This window comes from Devosia riboflavina, from assembly GCF_000743575.1.
In the GTDB taxonomy this organism is placed as follows: Bacteria; Pseudomonadota; Alphaproteobacteria; order Rhizobiales; family Devosiaceae; genus Devosia; species Devosia riboflavina.
In genome coordinates this window covers 32,817-55,296 of record NZ_JQGC01000003.1, presented here as the reverse complement: position 1 = coordinate 55,296, position 22,480 = coordinate 32,817, and the positions used below count along the sequence as shown (strand labels likewise).

19 protein-coding genes are annotated in these 22,480 nt (G+C 62.5%); 11 read left to right on the top strand and 8 right to left on the bottom strand.

Annotated elements, in window-relative coordinates; genetic code table 11:
- The first annotated feature begins 257 nt into the window (after positions 1 to 257).
- The 4 genes from JP75_RS03525 (at position 258) to JP75_RS03510 (ending at position 6,969) form a co-directional block, all read left to right on the top strand.
- Positions 258 to 2,642, top strand: coding sequence for a sensor histidine kinase (locus JP75_RS03525; protein ID WP_035079395.1), 2,385 nt, complete (start codon positions 258 to 260; stop codon positions 2,640 to 2,642).
- Positions 2,643 to 3,062: a tRNA (adenosine(37)-N6)-threonylcarbamoyltransferase complex ATPase subunit type 1 TsaE gene (gene tsaE, locus JP75_RS03520; RefSeq protein WP_035079392.1), complete on the top strand. Its 420-nt coding sequence runs from the start codon at positions 2,643 to 2,645 to the stop codon at positions 3,060 to 3,062.
- A gap of 211 nt (positions 3,063 to 3,273) precedes the next feature.
- On the top strand, positions 3,274 to 5,859 hold the full coding sequence (locus JP75_RS03515) for a bifunctional diguanylate cyclase/phosphodiesterase (RefSeq protein ID WP_341872263.1): 2,586 nt from the start codon (positions 3,274 to 3,276) through the stop codon (positions 5,857 to 5,859).
- Between the two features lie 78 nt (positions 5,860 to 5,937).
- Entirely contained in the window at positions 5,938 to 6,969 is a 1,032-nt protein-coding gene (locus tag JP75_RS03510; RefSeq protein WP_035079389.1) for a Gfo/Idh/MocA family protein, read from the top strand.
- Here the strand turns inward: JP75_RS03510 and JP75_RS03505 are convergent.
- The 6 genes from JP75_RS03505 to JP75_RS03480 form a co-directional block, all read right to left on the bottom strand.
- Positions 6,959 to 7,993 (bottom strand): YihY/virulence factor BrkB family protein, encoded by a 1,035-nt coding sequence (locus tag JP75_RS03505; RefSeq protein WP_051960282.1) that lies wholly within the window; start codon positions 7,991 to 7,993, stop codon positions 6,959 to 6,961. The genes JP75_RS03510 and JP75_RS03505 overlap by 11 nt on opposite strands.
- Before the next feature lie 57 nt (positions 7,994 to 8,050).
- A complete protein-coding gene (locus JP75_RS03500; RefSeq protein WP_035079386.1) occupies positions 8,051 to 8,881 on the bottom strand; it encodes an ABC transporter ATP-binding protein in 831 nt (276 codons plus the stop codon).
- The gene (locus tag JP75_RS03495) at positions 8,878 to 9,726 is read right to left on the bottom strand and encodes an ABC transporter ATP-binding protein (protein ID WP_051960279.1); all 849 of its coding nucleotides are present in this window, start codon (positions 9,724 to 9,726) and stop codon (positions 8,878 to 8,880) included. Before JP75_RS03495 ends, JP75_RS03500 begins: the two co-directional genes overlap by 4 nt.
- Positions 9,727 to 9,730: 4 nt before the next feature.
- Positions 9,731 to 10,624, bottom strand: a complete 894-nt coding sequence (locus tag JP75_RS03490) for an ABC transporter permease subunit (protein WP_035079384.1) — start codon at positions 10,622 to 10,624, stop codon at positions 9,731 to 9,733.
- 1 nt (position 10,625) lies between these two features.
- Complete coding sequence (locus JP75_RS03485) at positions 10,626 to 11,633, bottom strand: ABC transporter permease subunit (RefSeq protein ID WP_035079381.1); 1,008 nt, start codon at positions 11,631 to 11,633, stop codon at positions 10,626 to 10,628.
- 214 nt (positions 11,634 to 11,847) lie between these two features.
- Positions 11,848 to 13,443, bottom strand: a complete 1,596-nt coding sequence (locus JP75_RS03480) for an ABC transporter substrate-binding protein (protein ID WP_035079379.1) — start codon at positions 13,441 to 13,443, stop codon at positions 11,848 to 11,850.
- 222 nt (positions 13,444 to 13,665) lie between these two features.
- Here JP75_RS03480 and JP75_RS03475 point away from each other — a divergent pair, with 222 nt between their 5' ends.
- From JP75_RS03475 to JP75_RS03460, 4 genes are all read left to right on the top strand, one after another.
- On the top strand, positions 13,666 to 14,058 hold the full coding sequence (locus tag JP75_RS03475; RefSeq protein ID WP_244446246.1) for a VOC family protein: 393 nt from the start codon (positions 13,666 to 13,668) through the stop codon (positions 14,056 to 14,058).
- Positions 14,031 to 14,591: a hypothetical protein gene (locus JP75_RS03470; protein ID WP_035079371.1), complete on the top strand. Its 561-nt coding sequence runs from the start codon at positions 14,031 to 14,033 to the stop codon at positions 14,589 to 14,591. Before JP75_RS03475 ends, JP75_RS03470 begins: the two co-directional genes overlap by 28 nt.
- On the top strand, positions 14,563 to 15,501 hold the full coding sequence (locus JP75_RS03465) for an aldo/keto reductase (RefSeq protein ID WP_035079368.1): 939 nt from the start codon (positions 14,563 to 14,565) through the stop codon (positions 15,499 to 15,501). Before JP75_RS03470 ends, JP75_RS03465 begins: the two co-directional genes overlap by 29 nt.
- A gap of 345 nt (positions 15,502 to 15,846) precedes the next feature.
- On the top strand, positions 15,847 to 17,004 hold the full coding sequence (locus JP75_RS03460) for an ROK family transcriptional regulator (protein ID WP_035079365.1): 1,158 nt from the start codon (positions 15,847 to 15,849) through the stop codon (positions 17,002 to 17,004).
- Positions 17,005 to 17,080: 76 nt separating this feature from the next.
- Here JP75_RS03460 and JP75_RS03455 read toward each other — a convergent pair whose 3' ends face one another.
- Positions 17,081 to 17,380: an HU family DNA-binding protein gene (locus tag JP75_RS03455; protein ID WP_035079362.1), complete on the bottom strand. Its 300-nt coding sequence runs from the start codon at positions 17,378 to 17,380 to the stop codon at positions 17,081 to 17,083.
- Positions 17,381 to 17,569: 189 nt separating this feature from the next.
- Between JP75_RS03455 and rirA the strand changes: the two genes are divergently transcribed.
- Positions 17,570 to 18,061 (top strand): iron-responsive transcriptional regulator RirA, encoded by a 492-nt coding sequence (rirA, locus tag JP75_RS03450; RefSeq protein WP_051960373.1) that lies wholly within the window; start codon positions 17,570 to 17,572, stop codon positions 18,059 to 18,061.
- 244 nt (positions 18,062 to 18,305) lie between these two features.
- Entirely contained in the window at positions 18,306 to 20,117 is a 1,812-nt protein-coding gene (locus JP75_RS03445; protein WP_035080134.1) for an ABC-F family ATP-binding cassette domain-containing protein, read from the top strand.
- Between the two features lie 181 nt (positions 20,118 to 20,298).
- On the opposite strand, the gene JP75_RS03440 is transcribed toward JP75_RS03445, so the two are convergent.
- Complete coding sequence (locus tag JP75_RS03440) at positions 20,299 to 21,288, bottom strand: aldo/keto reductase (protein ID WP_152565719.1); 990 nt, start codon at positions 21,286 to 21,288, stop codon at positions 20,299 to 20,301.
- Between the two features lie 119 nt (positions 21,289 to 21,407).
- Here JP75_RS03440 and JP75_RS03435 point away from each other — a divergent pair, with 119 nt between their 5' ends.
- The gene (locus tag JP75_RS03435) at positions 21,408 to 22,415 is read left to right on the top strand and encodes a zinc-binding alcohol dehydrogenase family protein (protein WP_035079359.1); all 1,008 of its coding nucleotides are present in this window, start codon (positions 21,408 to 21,410) and stop codon (positions 22,413 to 22,415) included.
- Positions 22,416 to 22,480: the final 65 nt, after the last annotated feature.

The following is a 22,480-nucleotide window of genomic DNA, read 5'->3' as shown; positions in this document are numbered from 1 at the left end:
AGCCATAAGGACTCTTTTTCCCGATTCTCCACCTCGGTATGGTGAGGCGATTCGGTTGTCAGGGGACACGTAACCGGCTCGGGGGCACCTGGAATCCTCGTTTGAGGGTTTCCGCGTTTGGGCGCCTGTCTCATGTGCACGCGTACCGGCTCTGCCGGACTTGCAGCGAAACAAAGAAGCGAGGGCTATATATGGCGCCGGATCTATTCCGGAAGCATTGGGGATTCGCAATTATTGCGTCTGCTCCACTCACTCTGATGACGGCTGTCCCAGCCTTCGCTCAGGGAGCTTCTACGGCAAATCTGGGCGGCATCGTGCCGGTGGCAGTGGTGCTTGGCGCGGGCGGTTTTGCCCTGGTCGCCGTCTCCGCACTGCGCAAGCTTTCCCGGGACGGGCGCAAGGCGCAACGGCAGTTTCAGGAGCAGATCGCTGATCTCCGCGCCCTGGTCGACGACTATGAAAATCTCATCGGCGGCAGCCGCGAACTGACCGTCATCTGGCCCGAACAGCCGGGCACGCCGCCACGCCTCCTGGGTCAGGCCGCCGCGGTCCTGCCGCCCGGACGGCAGCCGCAAAGCGTGCTCAATTTCGATACCTGGCTTTCGGGCAGCGAAGCCGACAATCTGGCGCAACTGGTCGAACAGCTTCGCGTCGAAGGTCGTCCCTTCAATTCTAGCGTCAAGGCGCTCGATGGCCGGCTCATCCGTGCGACCGGCTGGCTGGCCGGTGGTGGCGCGGCCCTGCGCCTGCGCCCGGCTTTTGCGCAGCCGGGCACCGATGCCCCGGCGCCCAGTGGCGACGACCGCGAAAGCGTGTTGGCGCTGCTCGACCTCCTCAACCGCCCGGCATTCCTGCGCGATACCGGCGGCCGTCTGGTCTTTGCCAACCAGCCCTATCTCGACCTCTGCCGGACCCTCGGCAAACCGGTCAGCGCCGAAACGCCGGCCGAAGTGCTCGATGCCAAGCAATTGCAGGCCCATTTGGCGCAATGCCGCGGCAATGAAGAACCGGTGCGCCAGCGCGTATCGCTGGGCAAGGGTGGCGATTTCGAGCTGGTCGATGTGCCGGTTGCCGAAGGCCGCGCCGGCTATCTCGAACCTCTCGTCGTCAGCGACGACAAGGCGGGCGAACCGAGCTTTGCCCATATCGCGGGGATCATCGACGCGCTGGCGACCCCGATCGCCATTTTCAATGCGCGGCGCGAACTGATCCAGTTCAACCCCGCCTATGCCGCGCTCTGGAACCTCGACCGCAAATTCCTCACCCCCGGCCTCGACGAGCGCGCCATTCTCGACAAGCTGCGCACCGAAGGCATGCTGCCCAATCAGGTCGACTATCACACCTGGCGCGCCAAGCACCTCGAGAGCTACACCCGAAAAGCCCCCTTCGAAGCCGAGCCCTGGCACCTGCCCGATGGCCGCACCATCAAGGTCATTTCCGCCCCGGCGGGCGCGCAGGGCGGCGTGATCTATGTCTTTGAAGACCTCACCGAGCGCCTGGAACTGGAATCGGCCAACAAGGCCATGACCAATGTGCAGCGCGAGACCATCAATTCGCTCTCCGAAGCCGTCGCCGTGTTCGGCACCAATGGCCGCCTGACGCTTTCCAATCCGCGCCTTTCCGCGCTCTGGAAGCTGCCGATGAACACGCTCGGCGCCAATCCCCATATCGACCAGATAGCCGATGCCTCGGGCCAGGTCTTGCCCGACGGCGCCAAGATCTGGTCCGACCTCAAGCGCAATATCATCGACCTCAACCCCACCCGCACCGACAAGGCCGGCCGCATCGAGCGCACCGATGGGCGCCTGCTCGATTATGCGACCACCCGCCTGTCCGACGGGCAGACCATGATGACTTTCCTCGATGTGACCGAAAGCGCCAGCTATTCAAAAGTCCTCAAGGAACGCAACGACGCGCTGGTCACCGCCGACCGGCTCAAGGACGCTTTCGTCGAGAACGTCTCCTATGAATTGCGCAGCCCCCTGACCAATATCATCGGCTTTGCCGACCTCCTTGCCGGCACCGAGGGCGACAGCCTCAACGAGCGGCAAAAGGCCTATATCGAATATATCCGCGCTTCCTCGGTGACGCTGGGCGTGCTGATCGACAATATTCTCGACCTCGCTTCAGTCGACGCCGGCATTGCCGAGCTTAATCCCGAGCCGCTCAATGTGTCGGTCCTGATCGACAAGGCGCGAGCCGGTCTTTCGGCGAGCTTCCCCGAGGTCTCGGGAAATGCAACCAATCTCGTGGTCGAGATCGAGCCGAACCTGCCAGAATTCATCGCCGACGGCACGCGCATCGTGCAGGTGCTCTATAACCTGCTGTCCAATGCGGCACGTTTCTCCCCGCCGGGCGGGGAAATCCGGCTTTCGGTCACCCATCGTGCCGACCGCATCCTTTTCATCATCGACGATGAAGGTCCGGGCCTGACCGACGAATTGCGCTCCGCCATCCTGACGCGCCTCGATACCCCGAGCGCCGGTGGCCGGCTGCGCGGCGCCGGTCTTGGTCTGTCCATCGTCCGCACCTTCGTCAATCTCCATGGCGGCACGATTTCGGCCCAGCAGCGCGAACCGCGCGGCAGCCGCATCGTCGTCAACCTGCCGCGCGACAGCGCGCTTGCCGGCGTCGCCGAATAAATGGAACGCTTCCTTGCCGATGACGCGGCGACCCTCGCCTTTGGGCAGGAACTGGCGGACATGCTGCAGCCGGGCGACATTGTCAGCCTCGAAGGCGAACTCGGTGCCGGCAAATCGGCCCTGGCCCGCGCCACCATCCGTGCGCTCGCGGGCGATCCCGAGCTCGAAGTCCCGTCGCCCACCTTTGCCCTGGTGCAGCCCTATGAGACGCCCCGCGGCCCGGTGCTGCATGCCGATCTCTACCGGCTTGGCGATGCGGCCGAAGCCGACGAACTCGGGCTGCTCGACAATGCCAATGCTTTCGTTCTCGTCGAATGGGCCGAACGCGCAACCCATGTAGCCGATGCTGCCAACATCGTGATCGCCCTCGCCATTCCGCCCGGCGGCTCCGGCCGAAATCTGGTCCTCGTCCGCCGCTAGGCCACTTTCCGGAAGTTTTGCCAGATATTTACCAAGCGTCTAATTGCGTAGGCCCGGTAAGGAACTGGTCAATTCCAGCCCACTACTATGCCCTCCAGAGGCCAGTATTGGTCCGTGCAGGCATATGGGCAATATGGGTTTCGGCGGGGCGAGGCAAAAGAACCGGGAGTGGCGGCGGACAAGTTTCCTGCCCGCCCTTTTGGCGTTTCTGGTGGTCGTCGTCGCCGGGCTCGTGCTCGACCGGCAGGCCGAAACCATCAATCAGGAACGGGTCCGTTCCGAAGTCCTCGGCCGCATCTCCGTCATTCGCGCCAAGCTCGAAGGCCATGTCTCGAGCAATGTGCAATTGGTGCGGGGTCTCGTTTCGGTCATTTCCACCGAACCCGATATGGATCAGGCCCGCTTCGATGCGCTGGTCGGCAATCTCTTCGAAGAAGATAGCCAGCTCCGCTCGGTCGCCGCCGCGCCTGATCTCGTGATCCGCATGACCTATCCGCTCGAAGGCAATGAGAAGGCTATCGGGCTCGACTATCGCCAGACGCCCAATCAATGGGATGCGGTGCAGCAGGTGCTCTTTACCGGCAAGATGGTACTGGCCGGCCCCGTCGATCTCGTCCAGGGCGGGCGCGGCTTTGTCGGCCGCTTCCCTGTCTACACGACCGAAGGCGGCTGGAAGAAATTCTGGGGCGTCGTTTCTGCCGTCATCGATACCGACCGGCTCTACAAGGACAGCGGCCTCTACGATCCCTCGGTCGACGATCTCGATATTTCCATCACCGGCCATGACAGTCAGGGCGGCCACGGCAAGCTCTTTTACGGCGACAGCCTCACTGGCCGCCAGCCCGTGCTCGCCAATGTCACCCTGCCCAGCGGCAGTTGGCAGATCGCCGCCGTGCCCAAGGCCGGCTGGCAATCGGGCATGATGAGCCAGTTCATGCTGCGCGGCGCCATTTTCATCGCCGGCTGCCTGATCCTGCTGCCCTTTGTCATTGCCGGCCGCATGATCAGCCAGCGCCACGACTATATCGCCCAGTTGCGCGCCCGCGAGGCCGAGCTGACCCAGCAGACCCAGCGCCTCAACCTTGCCCTCGAAACCTCGAAAGTGGGGCTTTGGGAGCTGGACCTGGCGACCGGCGAGGAAGTGTGGGACGCGCGCACCAATGAAATCTACGGCATGTCTGTCGATAGCGGCGGGCGCACGCACGACCACTGGCAGAAAGTGGTTCACCCCGAAGACAAGGCGCGGGCGGAAAGCGAATTCCGCACCTCCATCGCCAATGGCCGCTACCAGTCCGATTACCGCATCGTGCTGCCCGATGGCACGACGCGCCACATCCGCTCGATTGCCGTGCTCTATCGCGCGCCCGGCGAAGATGACCGCGTCATGGGCATCAATTGGGACGTGACGGCCGACGTGGCACTGAGCGAAGATTTACGCCGCGCCAAAGCCCTGACCGAAGCGCGCAATACCGAGCTTGAAGCCGCCCGCGTCCGCATCGAGCACAATGCGCTCCATGATAGCCTGACCGGCCTGCCCAATCGGCGCTATCTCGACGAAATGCTGCGCAGTAATGCCGCCGGCGGCTATGGCGGTTCCGGCACCATCGCGCTGCTGCATATCGATCTCGACCGCTTCAAGCAGATCAACGACACGCTCGGCCACGCCGCGGGCGATGCCATGCTCATCCATGCGAGCAAAGTGCTGCGCGAAAGCTGCCGCGACACCGATTTCGTCGCCCGCATCGGCGGCGACGAATTTGTCGTTGTCTCCAGCAATAGCCATGGCGAGGAGGGTTTGGCCCGGCTCGCGGGACGTCTGGTGGAATCCATGCGCAAGCCGGTGATGCATGAAGGGCACGAATGCCGGTGCGGCGTCAGCGTCGGCATCGCCACGGGCATGGTGCCCGCCATCGATGTCGAGCAATTGCTGATCAATGCCGATATCGCGCTCTATCGCGCCAAGGATCGCGGCCGCAATCGCTTCGAATTCTTCTCGGCCGCATTGCAAGCCGAGGTGATCAATACCAAGCGCGTCGCCGACGAAATCCTATCGAGCCTCGAAAACCACGATTTTGTCGCCCACTATCAGCCTCAGTTCGACGCGCGGACGCTCGATGTTGTCGGTGTTGAGGCGCTGGCGCGCTGGCGGCATCCGACATTGGGTCTGCGCAGTCCCGACAGCTTTATGGAGATTGCCGAAGAGCTGAGCGTCGTCGCGGCAATCGACCACGCCATTTTGCAGCAGGGTCTTAAGGATCTCGAACGCTGGGACCGCATGGGGCTGCGCGTGCCGCGGGTGTCGGTCAACGTCTCCCAGCGACGCCTCCACGACGAGAATCTTGTCGCGGCGCTGCGGGAAATGGACCTTCCCGAAGGCCGCGTTGCCTTCGAACTGGTTGAATCCATCTATCTCGACGAAAGCGACGGCGTCATCGCCTGGAATATCGAGCAGATCAAGGCGCTCGGCATCGATGTCGAAATCGACGATTTCGGCACCGGCTATGCCTCGATCGTTTCCCTGCAAAAACTGCATCCGCGCCGCCTCAAGATCGACCGGCAATTGGTCGACCCGATCATCACCGAGCCGGGCCAGCGCCGGCTCGTTGCCTCCATCGTCGATATCGGCAAATCAATGGATATCGAGATCGTCGCCGAGGGCGTCGAGACCATGGAACACGCCAAAATCCTGCGCGATCTCGGCTGCGATATCCTGCAGGGCTATGCCTTCGCCAAGCCCATGCCGCGCGAGGCGCTTGAAGGTTTTCTCCTCGAACAAAGCTGGCGTCGCGCCAGTTAGAACAGGCGACAAGCCCCGCGAATTTCGCTAAACCCCCTCCGTCTATCTTGTATGGAACGATTTTGAGGGAGAGCGGAAATGGCGCTGGGCAGGAAATTTGGGCTGGGCGTGGTCGGCACCGGCATGGCGGCAAAGCCGCATGCGCTGGCGCTCAATGCACTGAAAGACCGGATCGACGTCCGCGGCGTCTGGCGGCGCGATCCCGCGGCGCTCCAGGAGTTTTGCGACCTCTACGGTTTTCCGGCGGCCCAAAGCTACGAAGCGATGTTGGCCGATCCCGACCTCGATGCCGTTCTGATTCTCACACCGCCCAACGCCCGCGAGCCATTCGTCGCCGCAGCGGCTGCGGCCGGCAAGCATGTGCTGATGGAAAAGCCGGTCGAGCGCACGACGGAAGCCGCTGCCCGCATCGTCGATATCTGCGAGAAAGCGGGGGTGACCCTGGGCATCATCTTCCAGCACCGATTCCGCGCCGCCTCCAAGGCGCTGGCCGACAGGGTTGCGAGCGGTGAACTCGGAAAACTCTTCGCCGCCCATCTCGTCGTGCCGTGGTGGCGCCCTCAGCAGGGATACTATGACAGGCCCGGCCGCGGCAGTTTTGCCCAGGACGGTGGCGGCGTTCTGATCACGCAAGCCATCCACTCGCTCGACCTGATGCTAAGCCTGACAGGCCCGGTCAAGGCGGTGACAGCTCTCGCCGCGACCACCGGCTTCCACCAGATGGAGACCGAGGATTTTGTCGCGGGCGGCCTCGAATTCGCCAATGGCGCGGTGGGCGGCCTGATGGCGACCACGGCCAATTTCCCCGGCGGGGCCGAAAGCATCACGCTCAATTTCGAAAACGCCAGCGCAACGCTGGCAGGCGGCAATCTGAATTTGAAGTGGTTCGACGGCCGCGAGGAGAATATCGGCGAGGCCAGCAATTCCGGCGGCGGTGCCGATCCCATGGCTTTTCCCTTCGACTGGCACATGGCGCAGATCAAGGATTTCGCCGATGCGGTAGAGGAGGGGCGCCAGCCCGTCTCGACCGGCCATTCGGCGCTGGCAGTCCATAAGCTGATCGACGCGCTCATCGCCTCCTCGCGCGAAGGTCGCCGCGTCAGCGTCTAGCCACATCCTCGCTGGCCGGCTGCTCCTTGGCGGCGTCCCCGCCCTTGGCCGGCCAGCGACCGCCGACCGTATCGGCAACATAGGCGCCGCGCGTTCCCATGGGGCGCGGTTCGCCCGTGGTTGAGTCGGCCGTCGTCTGGTGCTCGCTCTCCGAATTCAGCGATCCGCCCAGAATGACGATGGTGACCGAGAGCCAGATCCAGGTGAGAAAACCAATTACCGCCCCCAGTGAACCATAAGTGGCGCTAAACCGCGCAAAATTGGCCGCGTACCATGAATAGCCCGCCGACATCAGCATGATACCGACGGTGGCAAAAAGGCTGCCCGGCGTGATCCAGCGCCACTTGGCGACGGCGCGGCTTGGCCCCCAGCGATAGATCGAGGAGAGCGCGACGAGGAGGCTGACGAGCATCAGCACATAGGCGCCGGCCCGCACGATCCACTCATAGCCGCCAAGCGCGAGAACCTGCAGCAGGGCGGGGACGCCGAGCATCACCGCCAGCATCAGCACCAGCATGACCAGGCCGCCAAAAATGAAGGCGAGGGCGAGCAGGTGGATGTGAAAGATGTTCCGCTTTTCCTGTTCGCCATAGACAACGTTCATGGCGTCGAACAAGGCCTTGATCCCCGCACTGGCGCCCCACAGCGCCGCCACCAGCGAGACGACGAGGGCGATCCCAAGTTCGCCGCTATCCTGGCTTGTCAGCCGCACCAATTGTTCGCGGATGATGTCGAGACCGCTGGCGGGCACGAGACCATCGAGCAGGCTGAGCTGATCGACGACGCCCACGGGATCGTTGAGGAGCCCGTAGAGCGAGACAAAGAGGCTCAGCGACGGCACCAGCGCGAACAGGAGGAAATAGGCAACGCCGGCAGCGGTAAGAAGCACGCGGTTTTCGGTGAAACCGATGAAGAGCCGATAGGCGATATCCTTCCACCCGCGCCATGGAATGGCGATCGGCGCCGTGGCCCTTCGGCCCCGGTCCCGCTGTCTGGCTCTGAGTTCCTGTGTCCGCGTCGGCATTCCCTGACAACGCCGGCGCGGGGCGCTTGGCTCCGCGTCGGCGTCGCGACATTGGGATCAGGCCGCGGAGGCCTTTTTCCGCGCGATACGGGCGCGGATGTGTTCCACATCGGCCTGCGGCGTCGCGGCAAAGAGCGTCTTGGTGTAGTCGTGCTTGGGGGCCGAAAACACCTCGTCACGGCTGCCGTGTTCGACGACGTCGCCAAAGTACATGACCATGACTTCATCGGCGATATAGCGCACGACCGAGAGGTCATGGCTGATGAACACATAGGTCAGCCCGAACTCGTCCTGCAGATCCTTCAAGAGATTCAGAATCTGCGCCTGCACCGAAAGGTCGAGCGCCGAAACCGGCTCGTCGAGCACGAGGAAGCTCGGGTTCAGCATAAGGGCGCGGGCAATGGCGATGCGCTGGCGCTGGCCGCCCGAGAACATGTGCGGATAGCGGTTATAGTGTTCCGGCTGGAGACCAACCTTGGTCAGCATGGCCATGGCCTTTTCGCGCCGCTCAGCAGCCGACATGTCGGTATTGAGCAGCAGCGGTTCGGAGAGCACGTCGCCGATCTTCTGGCGCGGATTGAGCGAGCCATAGGGATTCTGGAAGACGATCTGCACCTTCTGGCGCAGTTCCTTGGTGACATGTGCGGCGCTGGCCTTGATGCCATCGATGAAAATTTCGCCAGAGGTTGCCTCGTCGATCAGCGTGATCATGCGGGCAAGGGTCGACTTGCCGCAGCCGCTTTCGCCCACCACGGCCAGCGTCCGGCCCTTTTCGAGCGAGAAACTGACGCCCTTGACAGCGTGCAGCACCTTGGCCGGCTTCAGGAAACCGCCGGAGGTGACATAGTCGCGCTTGAGATTGCGGACTTCGAGAACGGGTGTCGTCATTGGGAGACTCCCGGCGCAGCGGTGAACAGCATGTCGGAAACGGTCGGCAGGCGATCGCCCACGGCATTTTCCGGCAGGGCCGACAGCAGCGCCCGCGTATAGTTCGACTGGGGATTTTCAAAGAGGGAGAGCACGTCGGCCTCCTCCATCTTGTGCCCCTTATATTGCACGATGACGCGGTCGGCGGTTTCGGCGACGACGCCCATGTCATGGGTGATCATGATCAGGCCCATGCCGGTCTGCTGCTGCAGGCCGACGAGAAGATCGAGGATCTGCTTCTGGATGGTCACGTCGAGCGCGGTGGTCGGCTCGTCGGCGATAAGAAGCTTTGGATTGCAGGCAATGGCCATGGCGATCATGACGCGCTGGCACTGGCCGCCCGACATCTGGTGCGGAAAGGCTTTCAGCTTGTCCTCGGCGTCGCGAATGCCGACCTGGTTTAGGAGCTGCACGGCCCGATCATGCGCCGCCCGGCCCTTGAGGTCGAGATGCTTGTCGAGCACTTCGCCGATCTGGAAACCGACCGTGAAGCACGGATTGAGGCTGGCAATCGGCTCCTGAAAGATCATGGCAATGTCCTTGCCGATGATCTTCCGCTTTTCGCTGTCCGACATGGCGAGGAGGTCGCGACCTTCGAAGCGCATGACGTCGGCGGTGACGCGGGCGCTGGCCGGGAGCAGGCCCATGGTGGCGAGCATCGCCACCGACTTGCCCGAGCCGCTTTCGCCAACAATGGCGAGCACTTCGCGATTGTCGACCGAGATATCGATGCCGTCGACGGCCTTGAACAGGCCAACAGAGGTGTCGAAGGCGACGGTGAGGTTTTTGATTTCGAGAAGGGACATGGCGTCAGCTCCTCTTCAGCTTGGGATCGAGCGCATCACGCAGCCCGTCGCCGATGAGATTGATCGCCAGAACGGTGATCAGGATGGCAAGGCCCGGGAATGTGACAACCCATGGCGCCTTGAGGATGAATTCGCGGGCCGAGGCCAGCATGGTGCCCCATTCCGGGGTCGGCGGCTGCGCGCCCATGCCGAGGAAGCCGAGTGCGGCGGCTTCGAGGATGGCATTGGAAAAGCTCAGCGTGGCCTGCACGATCAGCGGCCCAAGGCAATTGGGCAGGATCGTCACCATCATCAGGCGGAAGTGGCCGGCGCCCGAAAGCTTTGCGGCGGCCACATATTCACGCGACTTCTCGGCCATCACCGCCGCACGCACGAGGCGCGCAAAGTGTGGCTGCAGAACCAGCGCAATGGCGATCATGGCATTGAAGAGGCCCGGCCCGAGAATGGCCACCAGCACCAGGGCCAGCAGCAGCGGCGGGAAGGCGAGGATAATGTCCATGATGCGCATGATCAGCACATCGACCCAGCCGCGGAAGTAGCCGGCAAGGACGCCGAGCACCACGCCCACGATCAGCGCGCCGACGACGACGAAAAAGCCGATGAACAACGAATAGCGCGCGCCATGGATCAGGCGCGAAAGCATGTCGCGACCTACCGGGTCGGTGCCGAGGATGAAGCGTGGGTCGGCGGCGGCATCCCAGATCGGGGGCTTTAGCAGCGCGTCGCGGAACTGCTCGTCAGGCGGGAAAGGGGCAATCCACGGCGCGAAAATCGCGACGAAGACCAGGATGGCAAAGACGGTGAGGCCGATGACGGCGCCGCGATTGACGGAGAAATAGAACCAGAATTCACGCAGGCCCGAGGCCGGTGCACTGGCGGAAGTATTGGTCGTGGCCATGTTACTGCACCCGGATGCGCGGATTGATAAGCGCGTAGAGGAGGTCGACGATCAGGTTCACCGACATGACGATGAGAGCGATGATCAGCAGCCCCGACTGCACCACGACATAGTCGCGCTTGGAGATGGAATCGATCATCCACTTGCCGATGCCCGGCCAGGTGAAGATGGTCTCGGTGAGAATGGCGCCGCCGAGCAGCAGGCCCACCTGAAGGCCGATCGTGGTGACGACCGGGATCAAGGCATTGCGCAGGGCGTGCACGTTGACGACGCGATTGGGCGACATGCCCTTGGCGCGTGCGGTGCGCACATAGTCTTCGCCCAAAACTTCGAGCATGGCCGACCGCGTCTGGCGCGCGATGACGGCAAGTGGAATTGTGCCGAGCACGATTGCGGGCAGGATCAGGTGGCGTAGCGCCGACACGAAGGCCGCCCAGTTTCCATAAAGCAGCGTGTCGATCAGCATGAAGCCGGTAATGGGCTTCAAAAAGAAGGTCAGCGCGATGCGGCCCGAAACCGGCGTCCAGCCCAGATAGCCGGAAAAGAAGATGATGAGTAAGAGGCCCCACCAGAAGATCGGCATGGAATAACCGGTCAGCGCCACGCCCATGGTGATCTGGTCGAACCATGAACCGCGCTTGATGGCAGCAAAGATGCCGGCGGGAATGCCGATGACGACGGCGAAGATCAGGGCGACGAAAGCCAATTCCATGGTCGCGGGGAACAGCGCCATGAATTCGTTGATCACCGGGCGCTTGGTGGCGAGCGAAATACCGAAATCGCCCTGCATCACGCTCCAGAGATAATTGAAATATTGCTGCCAGATCGGCAGGTTATAGCCGAACTGCTCGCGCAGGATTTCGTAGCGTTCCGGCGTCACGCCATGTTGCCCGGCCATGGCCAGGATGGGATCGCCCGGCAAAACGCGGACAAACGCAAAAGCGCAGATGGAGATGCCGATGATCGTCGGCACCAGAAGCGCAATTCTGCGCAAAACATAGTTCAGCATGTGAGGGTCTTGCCTCTTGGGTGCAGGCCCGCCGCAAAAGGCGGCGAACCCACTGGTCCCGTTTCCTGTTATGGCGAGGCGCGTCCGTGGACCTTGGCTGGCCCATCCCGATGAAACGTTTTCGTTCCATCTGACCCCGCTCTATCTTAAAAAGCGGAGCCCCGATCCGGCCTTTGCCGGACCGAGGCCCCTTGTTTGGTGAGAAGGCTAAAGCCTACTCCTGAACGTCCACGCCCTTGAAGGAGTGGCTGCCGAGCGGGCTCATAACATAGTTGAGCACGGTCTTCTTCATCGGCATGAACACACGGCTGTGAGCCAGGGTGATCGCAGGTTCTTCAGCCTTGAAGATTTCCTGGGCCTTGGTGTAGAGCGCGGTGCGTTCTGCCGGGTCCGACGAGGTCTTGGCGGCGGAGATCGCAGCTTCGAAGTCGTCATTGCACCAGCTCGAATAGTTCGAGACGCCGATGGCCGAGCAGGAGAAGAGGGTTGCGAAGAAGTTGTCCGGATCGCCATTGTCGCCGGTCCAGCCGATCATGAACGGGCCCTTGCGGTCGGCCTGCTTGCCGCGCTCGCGATATTCGGTCCATTCGTAGGTCACGATATTGGCGGTGACGCCGACCTTGGCCCAGTCGGCCTGGATCAGTTCGGCAACGCGCTGGCCGTTCGGATTGTAGGGACGCGACACGGGGATGGCCCAGAGGTCGGTCGTCAGGTTGGTGACGCCGGCGGCTTCGAGAGCAGCCTTGGCAGCTTCCGGATCATAGACGTCAGCCGCGATGGCATCGTCATAGGACCACATGGTCGGCGGGATCAGGTTCTTGGCGTCCTGGCCAGCACCCTGGTAGACGGCCTCGATGATGGCGGCCTTGTCGATCGCCATGGTCAGGGCCTTGCGCACTTCCGGATTATCGAACGGTGCTTCGGTGGTGTTGTAGGAGATGTAGCCGATGTTCAGGCCTTCCTGCTCCTGCACGGTCAGATCTTCGTCGGCCTTGAGGGCTTCGAGATCGGCCGGAGCCGGGTAGGGCATGATATCGCATTCGCCGGCGAGCAGACGCTGTGCGCGCACCGAAGCATCGGTGGTGATGGCGAAGATCAGGTCGTCGATCGGCTGCTTGCCATCCCAGTAGTCGGGGAAGGCGGAATAGCGGATCACGGTGTCGAGCTGGTAGTCGACGAACTGGAACGGGCCAGTACCGACAGGCTGGGTCGAGAACGCGGCGAGGTCACCCGAAGCTTCGAGCTGGTCGGCATATTCCTTCGACACGATCGAAGCGAACTGCATGGCAAGGTTTGCCAGCATCGGTGCGTTCGGTTCGGTCAGGGTCAGCTTGACGGTCAGGTCATCGACCTTGTCGATCGAGGCGATGTACTTCGGCATTTCCATGCCCTGGAAATAGTCCCAGGTCATGCCTTCGAGGTAGTTATGCCAGACGTTGTCTTCCTTCCACTGACGCTCGAACGAGAAGATCACGTCGTCGGCGTTGAGGTCGCGGGTCGGGGTGAAATAGGGCTGGGTGTGCCACTTGACGCCGGGGCGCAGGTGGAAGGTGTATTCCTTGCCATCGGCCGAAACGTCCCAGCTTTCAGCCAGGGCCGGGATGACTTCGGTGGAGCCGGGAGCGAACTCAACCAGGCGTTCGAAGATCGTGTGGGCAGAGGCGTCGAAGTCGTTGCCACCGGTCACCGGGCCGGGATCGAAGTGAGCCGGCGAGGCTTCCGAGCAGTAAACCAACTGCTTGGCCTGAGCGGCGCCGGCGGCAAGAGCCACCATGGCGGTCGCGGCCATCAGGGTTTTCATCAATTTCATGATTGTTGTCTCCCGAAGTAATTCATGCTCTCCAGCGTTCCCGGCTGGAGGCTTGGGCGACACCAAAGCCTAGTTTTTTAGGAAGTGCAATGACGAAGTTGACCATTTGGTCAATCGTGTGACGGCGCGAAGGCTTTCCACAGAAATGGACGGATGATTCCAAATCCGTTCGGCAAGTAATCATGGCTTGACCGCACCTTATCGGTAATGAACGATAGAGCCATGACGCAGAAAATTGCCACTCTCGCTCTCGTCGTCGCCGACTACGACGAGGCCATCGAGTTTTACCGTGACAAGCTTGGTTTTTCCCTTGTGGCCGATACGCCGCTGGGGCCCGGCAAGCGCTGGGTGCTGGTCGCCCCGCCCGGCGGCAATGGCGCGCGGCTCCTCCTCGCCAAGGCCGATGGCCCGGAACAACGCGCTTCCATTGGCAACCAGACCGGCGGCCGCGTCATGCTCTTTCTCGAAACCGACGATTTTGCCGGCGATTTCGCGCGCATGAGCGAAAAGGGCGTCACCTTTCTCGAAGCGCCGCGCCATGAAGCCTATGGCTCGGTCGCGGTCTTTGCCGATCTTTATGGGAACAAATGGGACCTCATCGAGCCGCGGGGCTGATCGTTCTTTTGGCCTTTGCCCAGCCGGCGCTTGCGCAGACCTCCGGCTGGCATTTCTCCCCGCTTCCCGGCGAGGGCGATCGCGCCGCCATGGGCTGTGCGCGCGATGCGACGCCCGAGAATTTCACCTGCCTTGCCGTGCGCTGCGAAGACGATTTCACCACCGGCCTCCATGTCCATTCGAGCCGTTTCGGCGGCGATGCCGGCACCTGGGACATGACGCTCGACCGAGAGAATCTCAGTTTTGCTGCCGAAACATCCGACAGCCCCTATGGCGCGCGCATTCATGAAGATGCGGATCTGCTGCTCGACCGGCTCCGTCACGGAACATTCGTCTACCTCCGCCATAGCGGGGATGAAAACGCGCCCTTCGCTTTCATCGACCTTTCGGGCTCGATGAAAACCATTGCCGAGGCGCTCTATTGGTGCGCGCCCCGCGTACTGCCCGCAGAACAAAATGCTGTCTCGGACGTTACTACCGATCCGTCCCAATTGGAGAAGAACAATGAACCGTCGCCCTCTCGGCCGCAGTGAACTCGTGATCGAACCGCTGGTGCTCGGCGGTAATGTCTTCGGCTGGACGGTCGACGAAAAACTCGGCTTCGAGATTCTCGATGCCTATGTCGCCGAGGGTTTTACCGCCATCGACACGGCCCAGGGCTATCCCAATTGGGTGCCGGGCAATCCGCCGGGCATGAGCGAAACCATTATCGGCAAGTGGCTCAAGGCGCGCGGCAATCGCGACAAGGTCCACATCATCACCAAGGTCAATTCGGCGCATCAGCCGCAGGGCCTCAGCGCCGACGCCATCAAGACCGGCATCGAGGATTCGCTGCGGCGCCTGCAGACCGACTATATCGACCTCTATTTCAGCCACTGGCCGGCAACCGAAAATACCCATGAGGAAACCCTTGCCGCCTATGACGTGCTGATCCGCTCGGGCAAGGTGCGCACCATCGGCGCTTCCAACTTCGATGTGAGCATGATGAAGGCGGCCCAGGATACCGCCGTCGTCAAATCGCTGCCACGCTACGAAGTCACCCAGCCGCTCTATAATCTCTACGATCGCGCGCAGTTCGACGCCTTGCGTCCCTACCTGCTCGAAAACGAAGTGGGCGCCATCACCTATTACAGCCTCGCCGCCGGCTTCCTCTCCGGCAAATACCGTTCCAAGGCCGATCTCGGCAAATCGCCCCGTGGTGGCAAGGCCGAAAACTACCTCAACGACAAGGGTCTTGCCATCCTCGACGCGCTCGATGCGGTCGGCAAGGAGCTCGATGCAACGCCGTCCGAAGTGGCGCTTGCCTGGCTCGTGGCCCAGCCCGGCGTCAGCGCGCCCATCGCTTCGGCGACCTCGGTCGAACAGGTGAAAAGCCTTGCCCGCGGCGTGCGGCTTACCCTCGGTGACGACGCCAATGCGCGTCTCACCAAGGCGGGCGCCTAAAGCAAGAGCGGCGCTTTCACGTGCCGTGCCGCCGGGCCTGCCCCGGTGGCACCAGCGCTCCCGCAACACCCTTGCCGGACGAACTCCGGCAAGGGCGATCAGAAATGCCCGCCATGAGGCAAATTGCCTGAGCGGCGAAATGGTAGCTTGCGCTACCGCGTCGCATCGCCATGATGGCGCCAGCGAACAAGCCAGAATCGGCACCGGCCCCATTGCTGCTCCATCCCAGGGGTGCAGCGCGGGAGCCTATTCGCTTTGCCATTTTCAGAACTATGTGACGGGTAGGTCAGCGTGAGCGATTCCGCAGTCCCGACAATTGATTTATTCAACCTGGGAGCCAAGGGCTTGCAGCACCATGGCCTGCGCCGGGCCAATGAGCGCGCCGTTCTTACGGTCGTCGGCTTCAATCCCGGCCTTTCCAATGCCGAGATCGCCCGCATGTCGGGCCTCGCCCCGCAGACCGTCTCGGCCATTCTCAACGATGTGGAGGCTGCGGGCCTCATCCTGCGCGGCGAAGTGTTGCGCGGTCGCCGCGGCCAGCCGGCGACCCCGATCTTTCTGAGGGCTGAAGGCGCCTATTCCATCGGCATCGAAATAGGCTGGCGCCATGCCGATGTGCTGGCCATCAACCTCCATGCCGCCGTGGTCGCCCATCGCCATCTCGATTATGCCGAGGCCGACCTTGCCGCGCTCGCCCCGCAACTGGCGCTACTGATCGGCGAAATGATCGGGGATTGGCCCAAGGAACAGCGCGAACGGCTGGCCGATATCGGGATAGGCATGCCCGGCTCCATCCATGCCGCCACCTGGCCGCTGGAGCAAGGGACCGGCAGCAAGTCCGGCCCGTCGCCGGCCGAATTCGCCGCCGATCTCGAGGCAAGAACCGGCCTTGCCGTGACCCTCTTCAATGATGGCAATGCCGCCTGCTGGGCCGAACTCATCGCCCAGCCGGCGCCGCGCCCGGCAAGCTTCATTTATCTCCTCGTTTCGACCTATCTCGCCGCCGGGCTGATCGGGGAAGGCCGGCTCTGGCAGGGGCCGACCGGCCATTCGGCCGATCTCGGCACCATGCTGGTCGATCGCAATGAGGCGGGGCCGCTATCGGCCCACGCCATCGCCTCGACATCGGCGCTCGTCAAACGGCTCGCTGCCGCCGGCATTGCGGTTGATATCGCCGATGTCGAAAACTGGGATTGGCCCGCGCTCGAACCCGTGGTCGCGCCCTGGCTCGAAGACTGCGCCGAGGCCCTGGCCCTGGTCGTCTTCAATACCAATGCCGTGGTCGAAGCGAGCCTTGTCGTCCTCGATACCATCCTACCGACATCAATCACGGCCCGTCTCGTCGAGCGCCTCGACGTGCATTTCGAGCGCCTGCCGGCCCGGCGCCGCGTCAGTATCGCTTCGGGCCATATCGGCCGCCTGGCGCCGGCTTTGGGAGCGGCTGAACTGCCGCTTTACCACCGGTATTTTTCGCGCAATCTCCTCGAAAAGCCCAAGGACTAGCCGGCCACCGCGCAAACAAAAAATCCCGCGAAAGCGGGATTTTTACTAGGATATCGTCGTCGCGGCGCCAAAAAACCTAGCTATCCACCAGTTCATCAAGCGCTTCGCGCAATCGCGCGCTCGGCGTAAACGTCACGGTATGGCGTGGGGTAATGCGATGCTCGGTGCCGGTGCGGGGATTGCGCCCCACGCGTTCGGCTCGGGAGCGCACCGCCAGGGTGCCGAAACCGGTCAATTTGACCGTTTCCCCGGCCTTGAGTGCATCTCCGATCAACTCAAACATGCGCTGGCCAATGGCCGTGACGTCGTTCTTGGCTAGGCCCGTGGCCTCACTGGCAGAGGCGGTGATGATGGCTCGCGTGACGGTAGTAGGCATGCGACGCTCCTCCTAATAATTTCATATTCCGAAGTTAAGTCGCTGTCCAGTCGGGTTTTTGGGCCTTAAATATGATCGGATCGTTCAGGATAAGGTTGACATTTTTTAGAATGGTTTTAAATTACGGCCTGTGCCATGGATGGGGTCGAAGCCATGGCCGCGCTGCCAAAGCCAAAGGATCGTTCGCTCGTGAGACTGACTCGCCAATCCAATTACGCCATCCGCACCCTGGTCTATTGCGCCGTCAACGATCCTGAACTGAGCCGGGTTGCAGAGATTGCCCGCGCCTATGGCATTTCCGAACTTTTCCTGTTCAAGCTGATCAAGCCGCTCGTTGAAAATGGCCTGCTGCAGACCGTGCGCGGCCGTCATGGCGGGATCAAGCTGGGCAAGCCTGCCGATCAGATCACGCTCTTGGAAACGATTCGCCTGACCGAGGAAAACTTCGCCCTCGCCGAATGCTTTGAAGAGGGCGCCGATTGCCCGCTGATCGGCGAATGCGACCTCAACGGCGCCCTGCGCGAAGCCCTTGGCGCCTTCTTCGAGGTGCTCGCCGGCTATTCCATCGCCGATCTTGCCGCCAAGAAGCGCACCATCCGCGAACGCCTGGGCCTTTCCGCCACCGAAGCGGTCAACGCGGATTCCGAAGGCAATATCGTCGGTGACATCGTCGCCGCATAAATCTGACTACAAAACTCAAATATGAGTTTGACAATCAAGTTTGCCCGTGGTTATTAGGACGCATTGGTGCAGCGCCCCCGTGGGGCCTGTGGGGTGCAGCGCCAAAACGACGGGGCTTGCTGCTGCCGTCTCCCCGGGCCGATCAGGATCCTCAACGTCCTGATCGGCCTCTTTGTTTTTCCCTCAGATTGATATGTCGCCGGGCCTGTGCTCTATCCGCGGCAAATTCCCGGATTTTCTGCCCATGGCCCCGCCTCCTCTTCTTTCCCTGCAAGACGTGCAACTGACCTTTGGCGGCACGCAATTGCTCGAATCCGCCGAGCTGATCGTCTCGCCCGGCCAGCGCATCGCGCTTGTCGGCCGCAATGGCTCGGGCAAGTCGACGCTCTTGAAAATCGCGGCGGGGATCGTGCAGCAGGATGGCGGCAAGCGCTTTGCTGAACCCAGCGCCACCATCCGCTACCTGCCTCAGGAGCCGGACCTTTCCGCCTATGCGACAACGCTTGCTTATGTCGAAGCCGGCCTCGCGCCGGGCGACGATGAATATCGCGCCCAATACCTGCTCGAAGCCCTGGGCCTGACCGGTCGCGAAGACCCCAAAACCCTCTCGGGCGGGGAAGGGCGCCGCGCCGCGCTCGCGCGAGTGCTCGCGCCGCAGCCCGACGTCTTGCTGCTCGACGAGCCGACCAATCATCTCGATCTGCCCGTCATCGAATGGCTGCAGCAGGAACTGGATTCCATGCGCTCGGCCATGGTTCTCATCAGCCACGACCGCCGCTTCCTCACCGATCTCTCCCGCTCGACCGTCTGGCTCGATCGCGGCCTCACGCGTCGCATCGAAAAGGGTTTTGGGTCTTTTGAAACCTGGCGCGACGAAGTCTTGGAGCAGGAAGAAAAGGACCGCCACAAGCTCGACCGCCAGATCGTGCGTGAAGAGCATTGGCTGCGCTATGGCGTCACTGCCCGCCGCAAGCGCAATGTCGGCCGCCTCGAACGCCTCGCCAATCTGCGCCAGGATCGCCGCGAGCAACGGCGCGTCACCGGCGCGGTCAATATGCAGGTCACCGAAGGCCGCACCTCTGGCGCGCTGGTGGTGGAAGCCGAAAACATCTCTAAGACGTTTGGGACAAAAACCGTCGTCCGCGATTTCTCGACGCGCGTTCTCCGCGGCGATCGCGTCGGCCTCGTCGGCCCCAATGGCGCCGGCAAGACCACGCTGATCAAGATGCTCAACGGCCTGTTGGAGCCCGATAGCGGCACGATCAAATTGGGCTCGGCCATCGAACTCGCCATGCTCGACCAGGGCCGCGCCCGCCTCGATCCCGAAACGCGCCTGAAAGACGCGCTGACCGGCGGCGGTAGCGACACGCTCAAAATCAACGGCGAGAACAAGCACGTCGTCGGCTATATGAAAGACTTCTTGTTCACCCCCGAACAGGCCAATACGCCGATCGGCAAGCTCTCCGGCGGCGAACGCGCCCGCGTTGCCCTGGCCCGCGCTTTGGCGCTGCCCTCCAACGTGCTGGTGCTCGACGAGCCGACCAACGACCTCGATCTCGAAACCCTCGATCTCCTCGAAGAAATGGTCTCGGACTATTCCGGCACCGTCATCGTCGTCAGCCACGACCGCGACTTCCTCGATCGCGTCGCGACCTCCATCATCATGGCCGAAGGCAATGGCAACTGGCTCGAATATGCCGGCGGCTATTCCGACATGGTCGCCCAGCGCGGGGCAGGGGTTTCGGCCCGCGTGGTAGAAAAGGCTGCGCCCGCTGAAAAACCCAAGGCTGCGGCGCCGGCTGCCGCCGCGTCAGCGAAACGCAAACTGAGTTTCAAGGAAAAGCACGCGCTTGAGACGCTACCGAAGGACATCGAAAAGCTCGATGCCTTGATGGAGGTGATCAACAAGCGTCTCGCCGACGGCAACTATTACACCCGCGACCCCAATGGCTTCGCCAAGGACACGGCCGCCTTGGGCGAAGCCGCGACCAAGAAGGCCGCGGCGGAAGAGCAGTGGTTGGAGCTGGAAATGCTCAGGGAAGAACTGGAAGGGTAGGCACGGCCTAACCCTACCGGCCATCCAGTAACCCTCATGGTGAGGTGCGGAGCGCAGCGGGGCCTCGAACCACGAGGGTGTGCCCCGATGCTATTCGTGCCACGCCCTCGTCCTTCGAGGCTTCGCTACGCTCCGCACCTCAGAATGAGGACTACTGTGCCGCTTCGCCTTGCTCGAAGAACTAAGCCCGCACCGGCCCCTGCCCAGCCCCCGTCGCCGCGATTGCCTGCGCGATCTCCTCGATATCCCCTGCATCCAGTTCCAGGCTCGCCGCATCGACCCAGCCATCCACCTGCGCCGGCGAGCGGGCACCGACAATGGTCCCCGTCAGCCCCGGCCAGGCATGGCACCAGGCCAAAGCCACGCTCGACACACTGGTTCCGTGCTTTGCTGCGATCGGCTTGAGGCTCTCGGCCAAAGCCAGATTGGCCTTCAACCGGTCCCCCTGAAATTCCGGGTTCTGCTTCCGCCAGTCATTGTCCGGCATGGCGGCCACGCGCTCTGCCGTCATTGCCCCTGTGAGAAGCCCAGCCTGCATCGGCGAATAGCAGATAACGCCCGTGCCATGCTCCGCGCACCACGGCAAAATCTTTGCCGCGCTGTCGCGCCGGATCATCGAGAATGGCGGCTGCAGCGTCTCGACATGGCCCATCGCCTCGGCGCGAGCCAGTTGCTCCTCGTCATGGTTGGAAAGCCCGACATGGCGCACCTTGCCCTCGGCTTTCAGCTCCAAGAGCGTTGCCCAATAGTCTTCCAGCGGCACATCATCCGAAGGCCAATGCATCTGGTAAAGGTCGATCACCTCCACCTTCAGGCGCTTCAGCGAGTTTTCCAGCTCTTGCCGCAAATGCCCGCGCTCCCCGATCCGCCGCGGGTTTTGGCCGTTCTCGTCGCGCACAATGCCGCCCTTGGTAAACACCAGTGGCCGCGCATCCGCCGCGAGCCCCGTCAGCGCTTCGCCGATGACCGCCTCGGAATGCCCATTGCCATAGACCGCTGCCGTATCGATCCAGTTGATGCCGCTGTCGATCGCATGCCGAATCGCCGCCGTGGATTCCGCGTCGTCCTGCGGCCCCCACATATTGCCGCCCATGGCCCAGGCGCCGATGCCCAGCTTGGTGATCTGCATGCCCGTCTTGCCAAAGGCTCGTGTCGGCAGATGCGTCTTCATCGCGTGTCCTTCCAAATCGGCTGGTTTTTCCATGGTCTACTCGCCGATGCTTCTCTTGTCACTCGTCATGTATGGAAGATATAAGACACTAACATGTTACGGTGATGAAGGATCGACCGATGCAAGCCCTGACCATCCTGCGTCCCGGAACCGCCGCACTCACCGATAAGCCGGTCCCCGTGCCCGGCCCCGGCGAAGTCGCCATCGATCTTGCTTTCGTCGGCTATTGCGGCTCGGACCTGACCTCCTATCGCGGCCTCAATCCATTGGTGAGCTATCCCCGCGTCCCCGGCCACGAAATTTCCGGCACCATTGCCGAACTCGGCTCGGGCGTCGAAAACCTCGCCCCCGGCACCGCCGTTACCGTGCTGCCCTATTTTAATTGCGGCACCTGCCGCGCCTGCCGCTCTGGCCGGCCCAATGCCTGCCCCAATAACCAGACCATGGGCGTGCAGCGCGAGGGCGCCATGACCGGCCGCGTCGTCGTGCCCGCCGCCAAGGTCATCCCGGTCACTGGCATCTCAAAGCGCGATCTGGCTTTGGTCGAACCTTGCGCCGTCGGCTTCCACGCCGTGCGCCGCGCCGAGCTGAAATCGGGCGAAACCGTCGTCGTCCTCGGCTGCGGCATGATCGGCCTCGGCGTCATTCTGGGCGCTCTGCGCCAGGGCGCCAAAGTCATCGCCGTGGATTTGAGCGACGCCAAGCTGGACGTCGCCAAAAAGCTCGGCGCCACCGAGATCATCAATGCCTCGACCGATGTGAAGGCGCGCGTCGCCGAACTGACGGGGGAGGGGCCTGACGTCGTCGTGGAAGCTGTCGGTGCCGAAGCGACGTTCCTCCAGGCCATCGACCTCGTCGCCACGGCCGGCCGCGTCGTCTATATCGGCTATGCCAAGGCGCCCATCGCCTATGAAACCAAGTTTTTCATCACCAAGGAATTGGACATCCGCGGCTCCCGCAACGCGCTGCGCTCTGATTTTGATGATGTCATTGACGAGCTGCGAAACCGCCCGGAAGCCGGCGATCTCATCGTGACCCGCACAGCAACGCTCGACGAGGCCGCCGAAGCCCTTGCCGATTGGCACGCAAGGCCGGGTGATTTCACGAAGATTTTGGTGAAGTTCTGAGCGGCAGAACCTAGCGCCGCCAAGCCCAAGTAGCCCTCATCCTGAGGCGCTTTGCGCAGCATAGC